Source organism: Streptomyces sp. NPDC059679 (assembly GCF_042734105.1).
Taxonomy (GTDB): Bacteria; Actinomycetota; Actinomycetes; order Streptomycetales; family Streptomycetaceae; genus Streptomyces.
In genome coordinates, this window is sequence record NZ_JBHWES010000057.1 from 65,106 (window position 1) to 80,827 (window position 15,722).

The window sequence follows — 15,722 nt, forward strand, 5'->3', positions numbered from 1 at the left end:
GGAACGGCCGCCGCCGTTCCCGCTCGTCACTCAACTGGGCGATTTCTAGTGGTCGTTGAAGTACACGTAATACTCGGAATCTGAATTGTCCGAGGGCTCCTTCGAGACCGAGAAGCCAATGTCGTGGTTTTCCGGAAGGTTGTACACGCCGCCGTCCGACGCGTGCCGGTAACTGCACTTCCCGTCGTTCGTGGCATCGGTGAGGCTGTACAAGAACTTGCCGGTCATGTGGTCGTAGACGTTCACCCACGCCTTCTTGCCGTCGGACTTGGTGTCGCAGACCTTCACATGGTCGCCGTTCTCCTCGAAATAGGCCGCCGCGGCCTTGCCGCCGTCATACAGCGGACCGTGGTCCCAGGTGATCGCCTGAGCAGAGCCCGGCGCCATGGCCACTGCGAACGCTGCCATGGCCAGTGCGGATACTCCGCCCTGAACGATTCTCTTGATGCGCAATTCATTCTCCCCTGGTTCTGCGGTTACGGCCGTATGAGGCTAACGGCAGAAGACGGGTTCTTTGCTGGCCGGATCGCTTGTAAGGCGAACTTAACGAGAAGGCGTGACAATTCGCGGATACTTTTCCCGGCGTTGAACGCTTTTAGCGCCTAACGGCCATGGGGGGATGATCAGGACTTATGGAGCGGGGCGCAGCTGTCCGCCTCGTCCGCGACGGTGAGGGTGGCGGTGAGCGGGATACCCGCCTTGCCCGTGCTCCCCGCCGTCCGTCCAGGCGGAGCCGACGCGGGGAGTGCTGCCGGACAGCACCGGTTCGCCCCAGCCCTCGTCCGGCAGCGTGCAGGCCGACGCGCACAGGTCCGTCACCTCGGCGGGGCGCCCTTCTGTGCGCACCCTGTACGCACGGAAGAGGGCCCGAACGCCCCCTCCGTCCGCGATCTGGCCGAAATCGTATGGTGCCTGCCGTCGTTGCTGGTCACGGCCGGGAAATGAGGCGCGATCCGGCGGCTCCTCGCGAGATTGAGCCGAAAGTGGGCTTTTAGCTGAAGCTAAAGGTGGGATCCTGACAGTGTGAAGTGTGGAGTGAGGCCAGGAAGGCGACGCGCTTAGTTTGGAGTGATGCATCTTGCCGTGGAAGAGCAAGGGTGTGAAGGCGGAGGCCGCCGATGCCGCCGGTGCGCGGCTCGCTCGGCAGGCCACCGTGGAGGTGGCCGGGATGTTGGGCAAGCGCGACATGAGCCGGGCTGACCTTGCCAGGCTGATGGGTGTGAGCCCGGGCCGGGTGAGTCAGATCCTCTCCGGTGACGAGAATCTGACGCTGCGCAGCCTCGCCGCCGTGGCAGAGGCGCTTGAACTCGACGTGAGAATCAGTTTCGCCGAGCCCAAGGCCGTCCCGCAGGACGTGACCACGATGCGGCACGGCGGTTCCGACGCGTACGTCTATACCCATTGAAGAGGGGTCGGGACGGGCGCGTCACAGATGTGGCGCGGGGGCCTCGGCGAGCGGTTCGACGGCCATCGCCGTCTGCCGGATCCGCATGAGGTCCCTGTCGCCGCTGCGCTTCCCGTGCTTGTAGCCGAATTTGAGCATCAGCACGCAGGCTTCCTTGGCCTTGGCCAGGGCCTGCCGGCAGTCCTCCGCCTCCTCTTTCGTCCGGCTGTGCAGCTCTTTGGGGAAGTCCTCAAGCTCTCGCTGCCGTCTGCGCGCCTCGACTTCGGCCTCGATCTTCGTGGCCTCGTCCAGTAGCGCTTCCACGTCTTTGTACAGATCGTCGATGGCCGCCTTGTCCTTGGGCTGCAGGGCACAGCCGCGCAGGTGCGCGCTGGCGTCGAAGGCGAACATGCGGAGCTGTGCGACATCCTGGAAGTCCCGGACCATCCGTTCGCAGTGGCAGTACATGTCGTGGACCAGCCGCCGTTCGAGATGGCCGAGCAGCACGGCGATCCCCAGGGTGATCACAGCGACGAACGGCGGGGTGGACTGCTGGTTCTGCTGCTGGCGGACCCGCGGGGCCAGCGCGCCCCCGGCGGCGGCCGCGGCCACGGCGGGCGGTACGTCGGCGGCGTGGGGCAGTAGGAGTGTGATGGTGATCAGCGCCGCGGCGCAGGTGCAGGCCATGATCGTGCCGCACAGTGCCATCGACCGCGTGGTCCCCAGCAGTCGGCCCTTCTCGGCGAACCGGTACACCAGCGAGATCCAGGTGACCAGCGCGCAGAGCCCCATGGGTAACACGAAGTGTGCGAACCACCCCTGTGCATAGAGCTCGTGCACGGCTCCCCCTGGTCCCGCCTTGGTGTCGCTGTCACGGTCGCCGAGCGTCCGGTCATGGGGAGAGCGGGAAACCGGATTCACTGTCCGCCTGGGTGCGGAAGCGCCGACCAGTGGCCGTGCCATCCCCTCACGGAGCGTCTCGTCGCGCCCTCACGATAGTCCCACTGAAACGCGTAGCGCACAGGTCACTTTCTGTACAACTTGGCATCATGGCGGCGGTGTCGGCGCCGAGGGTGGCCGAAAGTAAGAGGTAGGCGAGCCCTTTTAAACGTTCCGCGCGCCCTCGCCACGCGCGCTGCGCTCACGCACCTCAATCATGCTTGCGTGGTAATGGGCCGGATTGTGTGGTTCGCCGGTGATCGGCTGGGCAAGTCTGGTTGCGCGTCTCTCCGAGTCTTGTCGACCGTGGAGGAAGTGATTCATTGATTCCAGGGGACGGTTGAGGTCATACGGCCGTGCGGTGGTACTGGGGTGCCGCCGCACCGCCTTGTCCGCGGTCGTGCGACCTTGACAGCGCCGAATTATCTGACGGATAGTCAGAAAGCTTTCGGCCCGGATGTGCGACGCCGTCGAGCGAAGGGGAGACCGCTGCCCATGCACCTCGCCCCCACCCCCCGCCAGCGGCGGCTGCGCGAGGAACTCCGCGGCTACTTCCGCGATCTGATCAGTCCCGAGACGCGCGCCGCGCTGCCGAATGACCCGGCCCTGCAGCGGCAACTGCTGCGGCGCATCGGCGCCGACGGTCTGCTGGGGCTCGGCTGGCCCGTCGAGTACGGCGGCCAAGGGCGCGGCCCTGACGAGCAGTTCGTCTTCTTCGACGAGGCGTACCGGGCGGGCGCTCCGGTCTCCATGGTCACGCTCAACACCGTCGGCCCGACGTTGATGAAGTACGGCACCGAGGAGCAGAAGCGGACCTTCCTGCCGCGCATCCTCGGCGGCGAAGTCGTCTTCGCCATCGGCTATTCGGAGCCGGAGGCCGGCACGGACCTCGCCTCCCTGCGCACCAGAGCCGTGCGGGAGGGCGACGAGTGGCTGATCGACGGGGCAAAGACCTTCACCAGCAACGCGCACAACGCCGACTGGATCTGGCTGGCCTGCCGCACCGACCCGGCGGCCCGCAAACACGAAGGCATCTCCATCATCCTGGTGCCGACCGACACTCCCGGTTTCTCCTGGACGCCGATCGAGACGGTGGCGGGGCTGACCACCACGGCGACGTACTACGACTCGGTCCGCGTCCCGGCCGACCGCCTCGTGGGTGAGGAGAACGGCGGCTGGGGACTGATCACCAACCAGCTCAACCACGAGCGGGTCGCGCTCGCCGCCATCGGTATGCAGGCCGAGGACTTCTACGAGGCGGCGCTCGCCCACGCCCGCACGCCGGATCCGCAGACCGGTGTACGCCCCGCCGACCAGCCCTGGGTGCGGTCCCGGCTCGCGGAGGCGCACGCCCGGCTGGCGGCCACCCGGCTGCTCAACTGGCGGCTGGTGGGGGATGTGGGGACGGGGACGCTGAGCCCGGGCGATGCGAGCGGAGTCAAGTTCGCGGGAACCGAAAGCGCCGTCGAGGTGTACAGGATGTGTCAGGAGATTGTGGGGGAAGCGGGGCTGATCCGGGCGGCATCGCCGGGCGCGTTCGGCGACGGCGAGCTCGAGCGGATGAACCGGGCCGCGCAGATCAACACCTTCGGGGGCGGTGCGAGTGAGGTACAGCGGGAAATCGTGGCCACGATGCGGCTCGGCATGCGGCGGGGACAGCGATGACCGGTGAGCGGACGGTCGGTGAGGGGGGCGCTGGTGAGCAGATGGCTGGTGGCGGCTCCCGCACTGATGACTTTTACGGCCGGCTGCGGGCGTACGTGGGCCGGGCGGCTGCGTCCGGGGGCGAGGGCAAGGATCCGGTCAACGAGCCGATGATCAGGCACTGGTGCGAGGCGATGGGCGACGCCAACCCCGCCTATCCGGCCATCGCACCGCCGACGATGCTGCAGGTGTGGACGATGGGCGGGCTGTCCGGCCACGTGGGCGGCTCGGCTCGGTCCGAGGCGTACGACGAGCTGTTGGCCCTCCTCGACGGGGTGGGCTGCACCTCGGTTGTCGCCACGGACTGCGAGCAGGAGTATCTGCGCCCTTTGCGGCCGGGTGATCGGATCACCTTCGACGCGGTGATCGAGTCGGTCTCGCCCCGCAAGACCACCAAACTGGGCTCCGGCCATTTCGTCACGACGCGTATGGACATCCGGGCGGGTGGGGAGCTGGTCGGAAAACACCGCTTCCGCATCCTCAAGTACGCCCCGGCGCGGCGGACATCGGCGGCGAAGGAGCGGACGGCGAAGGAGCGGACAGCCGAGGTGAAGGAGGCGAGACGGCCGCGCCCCGTGATCAACCGTGACAACGCCGGCTTCTGGGCCGGGGTCGCCGAGCACAGACTGCTCATCCAGCGCTGCACGGACTGCGGGACACTCCGCTTCCCCTGGCTCCCCGGGTGTGGTGCGTGCGGTTGCCAGGAGTGGGAGACGGTCGAGGCGTCGGGCGCCGGGACGGTGTTCAGCTATGTCGTCATGCACCACCCGCCGTTCCCGGCATTCGACCCTCCGTACGCCGTAGGCCTGATCGAGCTCGCGGAAGGGGTGCGGATGATCAGCAACATCACGGGGGTGCCGCACGACAAGGTCCGCATCGGCATGCCCGTCGAGCTGGAATTTCTCCGCGTGGACGCCGACTTGGAGCTTCCCGTCTTCCGAGGGGCGGTGGCCTGATGGACTTCGCGCCCACCGAGGAGCAGCGAGCCGCGCGCGAGCTGGCGGCCGAGATCTTCGGCGACCTGTCCACCCACGAGCGGCTGTCCGCCCTCGGCACCGGCACGGACGCCGAGCTGTGGAAGGCGCTGTGCGCCGCGGGGCTTCCGGCCGCTGTGGAGGAGATCGGCCTGGTTGGGCTCGTTCTGCTGCTGGAGGAGCAGGGCAGGACCACTGCCCAGGTGCCGCTCGCGGTGACATGTGCGTACGGAGTGCTGCCGGTGGCCGTCCACGGCACGGCGGAGCAGCGAGACCGGCTGCTGCCCGCCCTGCGGGAGGGCACCGCGGTGGCGACGGGCGCGTTCGGCTCGGGGGTGGCCACCGCTCGTCGGACGGCGCATGGATGGCGGCTGAGCGGCGCCTTCCCCGCCGTGCCCTGGCTCCGGGCGGCGACCCATGTCCTGGTGCCGGCCGATGTCGTGGTGTGGGCCCATGAGGCGGGGGCGGGCCATGAGGCGGAGGCGGCCCAGGGTACGGGCGCGGGCCCCGCGGCCTCTGCGGGGTTACGGGCGGAGCCGCGCTGCTTCCTGGTCGACGTCCACGCCGCCGGGACCGAAGCCGCCGGGACCGAAGCCGCCGGGACCGAGGCGGACGGGACCGCCGCGGACGGGGTCGGCGCCGCTCTGGTCGAGGCCGTTGAGACCACCGCGCCGTGGGCGGCGGGCCGGCTGACCTTGGACGGCGCGCCCGCCGAGTTGCTTGGTGGCGAGGGGACCCATGCCGATGTGCTCGGTCGGGCCCGCACCGTGTTCGCCGGGCTGCAGGCCGGGGTCTGCCGGGGCTCGCTCGACCGGGTGGTCCACCACACCGCGGTCCGCGAGCAGTTCGGCCGCCCACTCTCCACCCATCAGGGCGTGCTGATGCGCGCGGCGGACGCTCATATGGACACCGAGGCCATCCGGGTCACGGCGTACGAGGCGGCCTGGCGCTACGACCAGGGCCTGCCCGCCGCCGCCCATGCGCTCACCACGGCCTGGTGGGCCTGTGAGGCGGGCAAGCGAGTGGTGCATTCGGGCCAGCATCTGCACGGCGGCATCGGCGCCGATGTGGAGCACCCGGTCCACCGGCACTTTCTGTGGGGCCGGCAGCTGGACGCATATCTCGGACCGGCGCCCGCGCTCCTGGCCGAGCTGGGCGATGAGCTGACGGGGGTGGCCGGATGACGGTCCGCGTCGGCGACGAGCTGCCACCGCTGCGTATTCCGATCACCCGGACCCTCATCGTCTCCGGCGCGATCGCCTCCCGCGATTACCAGGACGTCCACCACGATGCCGAGGCGGCCAAGGAGAAGGGCTCCCCGGACATCTTTATGAACATCCTGACGACCAATGGCCTGGTCGGCCGGTACATCACGGATCACTTCGGGCCGCACGTCCGGCTCCAGAAGGTCGCCATCCGGCTCGGCGCACCCAACTACCCCGGGGACGAGATGCTGCTGACCGGGCAGGTCACGGCGGTCACCGACGGCACCGCGGAGGTCTCGGTGACCGGGCGCAACGGCATCGGAAACCACGTCATGGGCAAGGTCACCGTGCGGCTGTCCCTGGATTTCCCAGAGAGTGCGACGGACTCCCCACAGCGCGCGACGGACTCCGCACAGCGTGACGCGGACTCCGCACAGCGCGAGGCGGACTCTCCGCGGGGGGAGGCACGATGAGCGTCCGCGGAGCCGACACGCTCGGCGGCCGGGCGGCCGTCGTGGGCATCGGGGCCACCGAGTTCTCCAAGGACTCCGGCCGTAGCGAGCTGAAACTGGCCGTCGAGGCCGTGCAGACCGCCCTGGACGACGCCGGGCTCACCCCCGCCGATGTCGACGGGCTGGTCACCTTCACCATGGACACCAGCCCCGAGATCACCGTGGCGCAGGCGTGCGGCATCGGCGAGCTCTCGTTCTTCTCCCGCGTCCACTACGGCGGGGGAGCGGCCTGTGCCACCGTCCAGCAGGCCGCGCTCGCCGTGGCCACGGGCGTCGCCGACGTCGTGGTTTGTTACCGCGCGTTCAATGAGCGTTCCGGCCGCCGCTTCGGGTCCGGGGTGCAGCACCGCGAGCCGTCGGCCGAAGGCACCGCGCTCGGCTGGGCGCTGCCCTTCGGCCTGCTGACCCCCGCCTCCTGGGTTGCCATGGCCGCGCAGCGCTATCTGCACAGCTACGGCCTGGTTCCGGACGTCTTCGGCCATGTGGCCGTCATGGACCGCTGCCACGCCGCCACCAACCCGGCCGCGTACTTCTACGGCAAGCCGATCACCCTCGCCGACCACGCCGCCTCCCGCTGGATCGTCGAGCCGCTGCGGCTGCTGGACTGCTGCCAGGAGACCGATGGCGGCCAGGCCCTCGTGGTCACCAGCGTCGAGCGGGCGCGCGATCTGCCGCGTCCGCCCGCCGTGATCACCGCCGCGGCGCAGGGCGCGGGCCGGGGGCAGGAGCAGATGACAAGCTTCTACCGGGACGATCTGACCGGCCTGCCCGAGATGGGAGTGGTCGCGCGCCAGCTGTGGCGCAGCAGCGGGCTGACCCCTGACGACATCGACGTGGGCATCCTCTACGACCACTTCACGCCGTTTGTGCTGATGCAGCTGGAGGAGTTCGGCTTCTGCGGGCGGGGTGAGGGCCCGGGCTTTGTCGCCGACGGCGCGCTGCCGCTCAACACCCATGGCGGCCAGCTCGGCGAGGCATATCTGCACGGGATGAACGGAATAGCCGAAGCGGTCCGCCAGATACGCGGCACCTCCGTGAACCAGGTTCCGCACGCGGCCCGCGTCCTGGTCACGGCGGGCACTGGGGTACCGACATCCGGGCTGCTCATCGGGGCAGACGGCTGAACCACGCGCGTGTCTGCGGGCCCGGTCCCCCCACCGGCACTTTGACTCCTCATATGGACCGAAGAAAGAAGATCAGATGGAAGATCGTCGGATGTGCGATCGGCCTGTCCGCGACGCTGGCCACGCTGATCGTCGGCGCCCCTTCCGCCGCCTCCTCCCCGGCGGCAACCCCCGCCTCCTCCTCAGGGGCAGCCCGCGGCTTCTCCCCGGCGGTGGCCCTCCCCGACCCACGGCCGCTGGGCGCCAAGGTCTTCCAGGGCTGGGCCCTCGACACCTGCCATGCCCCCTCGCTCGCGACCCTGCGCGCCTGGAGCAGCTCCAAGTACCGGGCGGTCGGCGTCTACTACGGCGGCCGTGGCCGGGCCTGCCCGAACCAGCCGAACCTCACCGTCTCCTGGATGCGGGGGACCCGCGACATCGGCTGGCGGGTGCTGCCCATCTACGTGGGCTCCCAGTCCCCCTGCGTCCGCAACACGAACAAGAAGCACGTCACCATCGGCAGCAAGCCCACCTCGCAGGGGCGCGAGGAAGGCAAGGACGCGGTCAAGCGCGCCAAGGCGCTGGCCATCAAGAAGCGCAGCGCGCTCTACCTCGACATGGAGGCGTACGACCAGACGCGCACCAGCTGTGCCAAGACCACTCTCTCCTTCATTCGCGGCTGGTGCCGTGAAGTGCGTTCACACGGCTACTTTCCGGGCTTCTACAGCAGCGCCGAGTCGGGGGTGCTGCATCTGGAGAAGGCCCGGGAGGCCGGTAAACACCACCTCCCCTCCGTGATGTGGTTCGCGCGGTGGAGCGGGAAGGCGTCGCTGTCCGGTGAACCGGTCCTGCCCAAGAGCGCCTGGCATCCGCACCGCCGTATCCACCAGTACGTAGGCAATGTCACCGAGGAGCACGGCGGCCGGACCCTGCATATCGACCGCAACAAGGTCGACGCACCCGTGGCGATCATCGGCTGACTCCCCCGCCCCATCCCACCCTTGGGGTACAACCCTGACGTCGTCTGCGCCGCTCCTCCCCCCGCAGGAGGTGGTGCCAGCCCTACCCCTACAACCTGAGGCTGAGGCGGCTTCGGCACTTACGGCCGATCCCCGGCCCGTGGCCCGCTCCTAGCGTGGGAGGTATGACCACGAGTGTGTGCAACGGCGCGTCCACCGCCGCGTTCCCGTGCTTCGCGTCGTATGTGCGGGCGCGCGGGCCGGTGCTGCTGCGCACCGCCCGCGCGTTGAGCGCGAACGCCTGGGACGCGGAGGACCTGCTGCAGACCGCGCTGGCCAAGACGTATCTCGCGTGGGAGCGGATAGAGGACCACAACGCGCTGGACGGCTATGTCCGCCGGGCGCTGGTGAACACGCGGACCTCGCAGTGGCGTAAGCGCAAGGTCGACGAGTTTGTGTGCGAGGAGTTGCCCGAGCCGGATCCGGTCCCCGCTCCGGACCCGGCCGAACAGCAGGTGTTGCGGGACGCGATGTGGCGCGCGGTGCTGCGGCTGCCGGACCGGCAGCGGGCCATGGTCGTCCTCAGGTATTACGAGGACCTGAGCGAGGCTCAGACTGCCGAGGTGCTGGGAGTGTCCGTGGGCACGGTCAAGAGCGCCGTCTCGCGCGCCCTCGGCAAACTGCGCGAGGACCCGGCCCTCACCCGGGCTGCCTGAGCCGCCGGCTCGAGCCACCTGCTTGAGCCGCCGGCTTGAGAAACCGGCTTGAGAAACCGGCTTGAGCCATCTGCCCGGGCCAGGGGAGCGGGTCCGGTGTGGTGACCACCTGGTAGTGACATACCGCCCGGTCGGCTGCACAATCGGCGGACACCTTGACCCGCGCGTAAACCCGCACCCTGGAGGCCCCGGTGTTCAGCACGATGCAGGACGTACCGCTGACCGTGACCCGCATCCTCGTCCATGGGGCGCTCGCGCATGGCAAGGCTCAGGTCGTCACCTGGACCGGTGACGGCGAGCCGCAGCGCCGTACCTTCCACGAGGTAGGTCTGCGGTCCATCCAGCTCGCGAACGCTCTGCACGATGAGCTCGGCGTCGAAGAGGGCCAGGTCGTGGGCTCGCTCATGTGGAACAACTGTGAGCATCTGGAGGCGTATCTGGCGGTGCCCTCGATGGGCGCCGTACTGCACACCCTCAATCTGCGTCTGCCCGCCGCCCAGCTGACCTGGGTCGTCAATCACGCCGCCGACCGCGTGATCATCGTCAACGGTTCGCTGCTGCCGCTGCTCGCCCCGCTTCTGCCGGGGCTGAAGTCCGTCGAGCACGTGGTCGTCGCCGGGCCGGGAGACCGTTCCGTACTGGACGGCTGCCGGGCCACCGTCCACGACTACGAGGAGCTGATCGAGGGCCGTCCCGTGCGCTACCCGTGGCCCGTCATCGACGAGCGCCGGGCCGCGGCGCTGTGCTACACCTCCGGCACGACCGGCGACCCCAAGGGCGTGGCCTACAGCCACCGTTCGATCTATCTGCACTCGATGCAGATCAACAGCGTTGAGGGCTTCGGCATGTCGGGGAAGGAGATGGTGTTGCCTGTGGTGCCGATGTTCCACGCGAACGCGTGGGGCACCACGCACTCCGCCTTCATGACGGGCGCCTCCATCCTGATGCCCGACCGCTTTCTGCAGCCCGGACCGCTCGCCGACATGATCGAAGCGGTCCGGCCGACCGTCAGCGCCGCCGTCCCCACCATCTGGCAGGGGCTGCTGGCCGAGCTCGACGCGAGGCCGCGAGACGTGTCCAGTCTGCGCGAGGTCTACATCGGCGGGGCGGCCTGCCCGCCATCCCTGATGAGGGCGTTCGAGGAGCGGCACGGCATCCGGGTCGTGCACGCGTGGGGCATGACGGAGCTCTCGCCGCTCGGGTCCGTGGCCCATCCGCCCGCTGGCCTCACGGCGGAGGAGGAGTGGCGGTACCGGGAGTCCCAGGGCCTGTTCCCGGCTTCGGTGGAGTACCGGCTGACCTCGGCCGACGGCGAGCTCGTGCCCTTGGACGGCACATCGGTGGGCGAGCTGGAGGTGCGCGGCCCGTGGATCGCGGGCGCGTACTTCGGCGGGGCCGAGGGCGAGCCCTTCCGCCCGGAGGACAAGTTCACGCCGGACGGCTGGCTGAAGACCGGCGATGTCGGCGCCATAACGGAGGACGGCTTCCTGACGCTGACGGACCGGGCCAAGGACGTCATCAAGTCGGGCGGTGAATGGATTTCGTCGGTGGAGCTGGAGAACCACCTGATGGCCCACCCCGATGTCGCCGAGGCGGCGGTGGTGGCGGTGCCGGACGAGAAGTGGGGCGAGCGCCCGCTGGCGACAGTGGTGCTCAAGAACGGCTCCGGCGTCGGCTACGAGGCGCTTCGGGCGTTCCTCGCGGAGCGGGTCGCGCACTGGCAGCTGCCGGAGCGCTGGGCGCTGATCGAGGAGGTGCCGAAGACGAGCGTCGGGAAGTTCGACAAGAAGGTCATCCGCAGGCGGTACGCGGACGGTGAGCTGGAAGTCACGCAGCTGACCTGACCTGACCTGACCTGGCCTGCTCCGATCCGTCGTACCCGGCCTGCCCCGACCCGTCTCGCCCGGCCTGCCCGTCTCGCCCGGCCTGCCTGGGCTGAACGTGACGCGGCTCGGCCGGACGGCCGACAGGGGGCGCGGATGACCAGCCGCGCCCCCTGCAAGCCTCCATGCGCCCGAAGCATTCAGCGCGTACGGGCGGCACGGGCAGTACGGGTGACGCGGCCGGGGCGCCCTGCGGCGCCCAGCCAGCCCACGGCCAGCCAGCAGGCGGCGACGGCGCACACCCCGTTCCAGCCCCAGTGTCCGAACGCCGGCGCGGCGAGCGCGGAGGCGGCCGCTCCGCCGATGAACGCCGCGACGATATAAGCGGTGTTGGCCGTGGCCGGCGAGGTGGTCGCGGTCAGGGCCCGGGTCTGGTTGGCCACCTGTCCCGCCATCAGCCCCGCGTGCAGCAGCACGGCCGCCGCGCACAGCGCCCAGATCCACGAGCCGCCGAGCCAGAACAGCGGTACGGATACGGCGGCGAGCACATACGCGAAGCCGACCACCCGGGCCACCCCGAACCGGTCCACCAGCCCGCCGGCCAGCGGCCCCACGGCGCTCGCGGTCAGCCCGAAGAGGCCGAACAGTCCGGCCGTACCCGTGGACATCCCGTAACCGGTCCCGGTGAGCAGCAGGGCCAGGGCCGTCCACAGGGCGCTCCACGCCCCGTACATCCCGGCCTGCCGCAGACATGCGCTCCGCAGCTCAGCGGAGGCGCCCAGCACCCGCGGCACCCGGGCGATGCCCTTGAGGGCCGCCAGCGGGTCGGTCTTCGTCCGCGGCCGGGTCTCGGCGGGCAGCAGTACGGCGGTCGCCAGGCCGATGAGCGCGGTGAGGCCCGCCGCGCCGAGGAAGACCGCGCGCCAGCCGTACGCCTGTCCGGCGAGCCCGCCCAGCACCCGGGCCGCGACCACTCCGGCGAACAGCCCCGCGACGACGACGCCGAGGTGGCGACCGCGCCGCGCGGCGGGGGCGCGTTCGGCGACGAGCGGCACCAGCAGCTGCGGTACGACCGTGGCGGCGCTGGCCGCGAACACGGCGGCACCGAGCGCGGGCAGCCCCGGCGCCAGCCCCGCGACGACCAAGGCCGCGGCCGCCGCGGCGGACAGGGCGCCGACCAGGCGGCGGCGGTCGGCGGTGTCGCCGAGGGGCGCGAAGAGCAGCAGTCCGGCCGCGTAGCCGAGCTGGGCGACGGAGGCGATCCACCCGGCGGCTGACGGAGCGACGCCGAGGTCGCGGGCGATGAGGTTGAGGAGCGGCGCGGCGAGGTAGATGTTGGCGGCGGTCACGGCGGTGCACAGGGCGACGACCGCGAGGAACACGCCGGTGGGCGGGCCGTCGCGCCGGGTGCGGGTGCGGGTGCGGGTGGCAGGGGCGCGGCTCCCGGCGCCGCTGCTGGTGGGGTGACTGGTCGCGGTCGGGGTGACCGTATTCGTACCCGTCATCGCTGATAAACCTCCGCGCGGGGCTCGCTCCGGGTTGGGCGCCCGGCTGGCAACTAACTGGTTGGTTGTGAGTCTGCGGCGCCAGGAGGACGTTGTCAACCAGATAGTTGGTTACCCTGGCTCCATGGCATCGACAAGGGACGCGGAGGCGACCAAAGCCCGGATCTTCGCGGCGGCCACCGCGGAGTTCGCCGCCCACGGCATCGCGGGCGCCCGCATCGATCGCATCGCCCGCGAGGCGAAGGCCAACAAGCAGCTCATCTACGCCTACTTCGGCGACAAGGCCGAGCTGTTCAGGCAGGTGGTCCAACACGCCATGCTGGACCTCGCGGCCGCGGTCCCGCCCGACCCCGAGAACCCGGACGGCTATCTGGACCGGCTGATGGCCTACCACGCCGCGCGCCCCGAGCTGCTGCGGTTGATGCTCTGGGAGGGCCTGGAGTACGGAAGCGGCGGTTTCGAGGTCCAGCGCGAACAGGAGCGCCGGGAGTACTACGCCGCGAAGGCAGCCGCCTTCGCCGCCGCGCAGGAGAAGGGCGCGATCGAGCGGTACCTCCCACCGGAGCACCTGGTGTTCATCATCAGCGCGCTGGCGGGCTGGCCCATCGCCGTGTCGCAGTTCCGCAATCTGCTCGTCGGAGAGACGGAGGAGGACGCGGCACAGCTGCGCGAATCGCTCCGTACGGCCGTCCGACGCCTCACCGGCACGGACGGGTCATAAGCGGCCCGGGTCATAAGCGGCCCGGGTCATAACGGCCCTGGTCATAACCCGCACCCACCAGCCAGGCCAGGGCGGCGGCCACGGCAGCGCGGACTAGTTGTTGCCGATCTTGGCCAGCAGATCCACGATCCGCCCCTGCACCTCCGCGCTCGTCGAGCGCTCCGCGAGGAACAGCACGGTCTCGCCCGAGCTCAGCCGCGACAGGTTGGCCGGATCGATGTCGGCGGAGGTGTAGACGACCAGCGGGGTGCGGTTGAGCAGCCCGTTCCCGCGCAGCCAGTCCACGATCCCGGCCCGGCGGCGGCGCACCTGCATCAGGTCCATGACCACCAGATTCGGCCGCATCTGCGCGGCGAGCGCCACCGCGTCCGCGTCCGTCGCCGCCCTCGCGACCTGCATACCGCGCCGTTCCAGCGTCGCCGTCAGCGCCTCGGAGATCGGCTGGTGCTCCTCGATCAGGAGGACCCGCGGCGGGTGCTGCTCGCTGTCGCGCGGGGCGAGCGCCTTGAACAGGACGGCCGGGTCGGCGCCGTACGCCGCCTCGCGCGACGCCTGGCCGAGCCCCGCCGTCACCAGCACCGGCACCTCGGCGGCGACCGCCGCGGTACGCAGCGACTGCAGCGCCGTACGGGTGATCGGCCCGGTCAGCGGGTCGACGAACAGCGCGGCCGGGTACGCCGCGATCTGCGCGTCCACCTCCTCGCGCGAGTGCACGATCACCGGACGGTAGCCGCGGTCGCTGAGCGCCTGCTGCGTGGACATGTCCGGCGCGGGCCATACGAGCAGCCGGCGCGGGTTGTCCAGAGGCTCGGGCGGCAGCTCGTCGTCGGGCGGCGGGGTGCGGTCGTCGACGATCTCGATGGCACCGTTCGGCCCGTCCAGCGGCTCCGGGCCCTCGGCGCCCTCGTCGGGCGCGCCGATCGCGAAGGCGCGGCCTCCGGTCTGGGGCGAGCCGGGGCGCCCCGGTCCAGGCCCTTGCTGGGGGCGCGGCTGGGCGCGGCCGGCCGGTTCGAGCTCGGCCGGGGCGGCCGGGGCCGCCGGGTCGGGCCGGGCCGCCAGCTTGCGCCGCCTGCCCGAGGCCCCGGCCGTGGCCGTGCCGCCGGACGGCGTCTGGGGCTGGCCCTGCGGGTGGTGCGGGTGCTGCTCCGAGACCTGCTGCGCGAACGGCACGCCCTGCCCCAGGGTCCGCACGCTGATCGCGCGCCCCTGTGAGGCATCGGGGCCCGGCCCGGCCTCGGCGGGCAACTGCTGTGGCCGGCGCTGAGGTTGCGGCAAGGGCTGGGGCTGGGGCTGGGTGGGGCCGCCCGGCCAGGGGCCCGGCTGCGGCGCGCCCTCTTCCATGACGGGCATCCCGCCGGGCGCCGACTGCTCGTCGGCCAACGGCCGCCGGGCCCGCCGCCGCCCAGTGGGCTGCGAGGCGTCGTCCATCTCGCCCGCGTCGTAGGCGTCGTACGGACCCTCGTCCGTGTCGTACGGGCCGTCCGGCGCGGCCTGGCCGCTCGGGGGCTGGGCCCAGTCGTTCTGCTGCTGTTGTTCGGGGGTGCGTGCGGCGGGGAGGGCGGGCATGGCCGGTCCGCCCTGGGCGGCCGGAGGCGTGCCGGGGCCGGGGGCGGCCGGCCATCCGCCGGACGGCTGACCTGCGTTGGGCGGTACGGGGCCGCCGCGTACGGCGAGGCCGCCGCCCCTGCTCGGTACGGGCGCCCCGCCTTGGGCCGCCTGGGCGCCGTGCCCGCCTTGCCCGCCGTGGCTGCCTTGGGCTGCTTGAGGGGCGCCTCCGCGCGGGTCCCGTGCCCCGTGCTGTGCGGGGACGAGGCCCACGGGCCCGAGCTCCGGCGGCAGCGCGGACTGCGGGGTCCGGTCGGCCGCCGCGGGCGGCAGCGCGAACGGGGACCTGCCGCCGACCGGGTCACCCGCGGGCTGCGGCTGGGGTTGAGCTTGGGGCTGGGGTTGCGGCTGCGCCTCATCGGCCTCGGCTCGCCCGGGCGCTTCGGCGAGCGCGCGCCGGGCCCGCCGTCGTCCGGCGGGCTGGGCGGCTGGCTGGGCAGGGGGCAGTGGGCCGGGGCCCGCGTTCGCGCCGCTCGGGGGCTGGGCCCAGTCGTTCTGCTGCTGTTGTTCGGGGGTGCGTGCGGCGGGGAGGGCGGGCATGGCCGGTCCGCCCTGGGCGGGCGGGGGCGTGC

13 protein-coding genes and 1 pseudogene are annotated in these 15,722 nt (G+C 71.1%); 10 read left to right on the forward strand and 4 right to left on the reverse strand.

Going from position 1 to position 15,722, the window contains the following annotated elements; genetic code table 11:
• Positions 1 to 45: 45 nt before the first annotated feature.
• A complete protein-coding gene (locus ACFV2X_RS41070) occupies positions 46 to 453 on the reverse strand; it encodes a hypothetical protein (protein WP_385626414.1) in 408 nt (135 codons plus the stop codon).
• 625 nt (positions 454 to 1,078) lie between these two features.
• On the opposite strand from ACFV2X_RS41070, the gene ACFV2X_RS41075 reads away from it, so the two are divergent.
• Positions 1,079 to 1,405, forward strand: a complete 327-nt coding sequence (locus tag ACFV2X_RS41075; RefSeq protein ID WP_385626415.1) for a helix-turn-helix domain-containing protein — start codon at positions 1,079 to 1,081, stop codon at positions 1,403 to 1,405.
• Between the two features lie 21 nt (positions 1,406 to 1,426).
• On the opposite strand, the gene ACFV2X_RS41080 is transcribed toward ACFV2X_RS41075, so the two are convergent.
• Positions 1,427 to 2,224 (reverse strand): hypothetical protein, encoded by a 798-nt coding sequence (locus tag ACFV2X_RS41080; RefSeq protein WP_385626416.1) that lies wholly within the window; start codon positions 2,222 to 2,224, stop codon positions 1,427 to 1,429.
• A gap of 594 nt (positions 2,225 to 2,818) precedes the next feature.
• Between ACFV2X_RS41080 and ACFV2X_RS41085 the strand changes: the two genes are divergently transcribed.
• From ACFV2X_RS41085 to ACFV2X_RS41120, 8 genes are all read left to right on the forward strand, one after another.
• Positions 2,819 to 3,988, forward strand: coding sequence for an acyl-CoA dehydrogenase family protein (locus ACFV2X_RS41085; RefSeq protein WP_385626417.1), 1,170 nt, complete (start codon positions 2,819 to 2,821; stop codon positions 3,986 to 3,988).
• Between the two features lie 41 nt (positions 3,989 to 4,029).
• Positions 4,030 to 4,983 (forward strand): bifunctional MaoC family dehydratase N-terminal/OB-fold nucleic acid binding domain-containing protein, encoded by a 954-nt coding sequence (locus ACFV2X_RS41090; protein ID WP_385626428.1) that lies wholly within the window; start codon positions 4,030 to 4,032, stop codon positions 4,981 to 4,983.
• The gene (locus ACFV2X_RS41095; RefSeq protein WP_385626418.1) at positions 4,983 to 6,185 is read left to right on the forward strand and encodes an acyl-CoA dehydrogenase family protein; all 1,203 of its coding nucleotides are present in this window, start codon (positions 4,983 to 4,985) and stop codon (positions 6,183 to 6,185) included. Before ACFV2X_RS41090 ends, ACFV2X_RS41095 begins: the two co-directional genes overlap by 1 nt.
• Positions 6,182 to 6,679 carry a MaoC family dehydratase gene (locus ACFV2X_RS41100; RefSeq protein ID WP_385626419.1) on the forward strand — a complete coding sequence of 166 codons (498 nt, stop codon included), beginning with the start codon at positions 6,182 to 6,184 and terminating at the stop codon, positions 6,677 to 6,679. The genes ACFV2X_RS41095 and ACFV2X_RS41100 overlap by 4 nt, the downstream gene beginning before the upstream one ends.
• On the forward strand, positions 6,676 to 7,842 hold the full coding sequence (locus ACFV2X_RS41105; protein ID WP_385626420.1) for a lipid-transfer protein: 1,167 nt from the start codon (positions 6,676 to 6,678) through the stop codon (positions 7,840 to 7,842). The genes ACFV2X_RS41100 and ACFV2X_RS41105 overlap by 4 nt, the downstream gene beginning before the upstream one ends.
• Positions 7,843 to 7,895: 53 nt before the next feature.
• The gene (locus ACFV2X_RS41110) at positions 7,896 to 8,801 is read left to right on the forward strand and encodes a DUF1906 domain-containing protein (protein ID WP_385626421.1); all 906 of its coding nucleotides are present in this window, start codon (positions 7,896 to 7,898) and stop codon (positions 8,799 to 8,801) included.
• A 164-nt stretch (positions 8,802 to 8,965) separates the two neighbouring features.
• Positions 8,966 to 9,496, forward strand: a complete 531-nt coding sequence (locus ACFV2X_RS41115; RefSeq protein ID WP_385626422.1) for a SigE family RNA polymerase sigma factor — start codon at positions 8,966 to 8,968, stop codon at positions 9,494 to 9,496.
• A gap of 191 nt (positions 9,497 to 9,687) precedes the next feature.
• Positions 9,688 to 11,340, forward strand: coding sequence for a long-chain fatty acid--CoA ligase (locus ACFV2X_RS41120; protein ID WP_385626423.1), 1,653 nt, complete (start codon positions 9,688 to 9,690; stop codon positions 11,338 to 11,340).
• Positions 11,341 to 11,519: 179 nt separating this feature from the next.
• Here ACFV2X_RS41120 and ACFV2X_RS41125 read toward each other — a convergent pair whose 3' ends face one another.
• Complete coding sequence (locus ACFV2X_RS41125) at positions 11,520 to 12,824, reverse strand: MFS transporter (RefSeq protein ID WP_385626424.1); 1,305 nt, start codon at positions 12,822 to 12,824, stop codon at positions 11,520 to 11,522.
• A gap of 124 nt (positions 12,825 to 12,948) precedes the next feature.
• On the opposite strand from ACFV2X_RS41125, the gene ACFV2X_RS41130 reads away from it, so the two are divergent.
• On the forward strand, positions 12,949 to 13,545 hold the full coding sequence (locus tag ACFV2X_RS41130) for a TetR family transcriptional regulator (protein ID WP_385626425.1): 597 nt from the start codon (positions 12,949 to 12,951) through the stop codon (positions 13,543 to 13,545).
• Between the two features lie 93 nt (positions 13,546 to 13,638).
• Here ACFV2X_RS41130 and ACFV2X_RS41135 read toward each other — a convergent pair.
• Positions 13,639 to 15,722, reverse strand: a pseudogene (locus ACFV2X_RS41135) (histidine kinase); the annotation flags it as partial.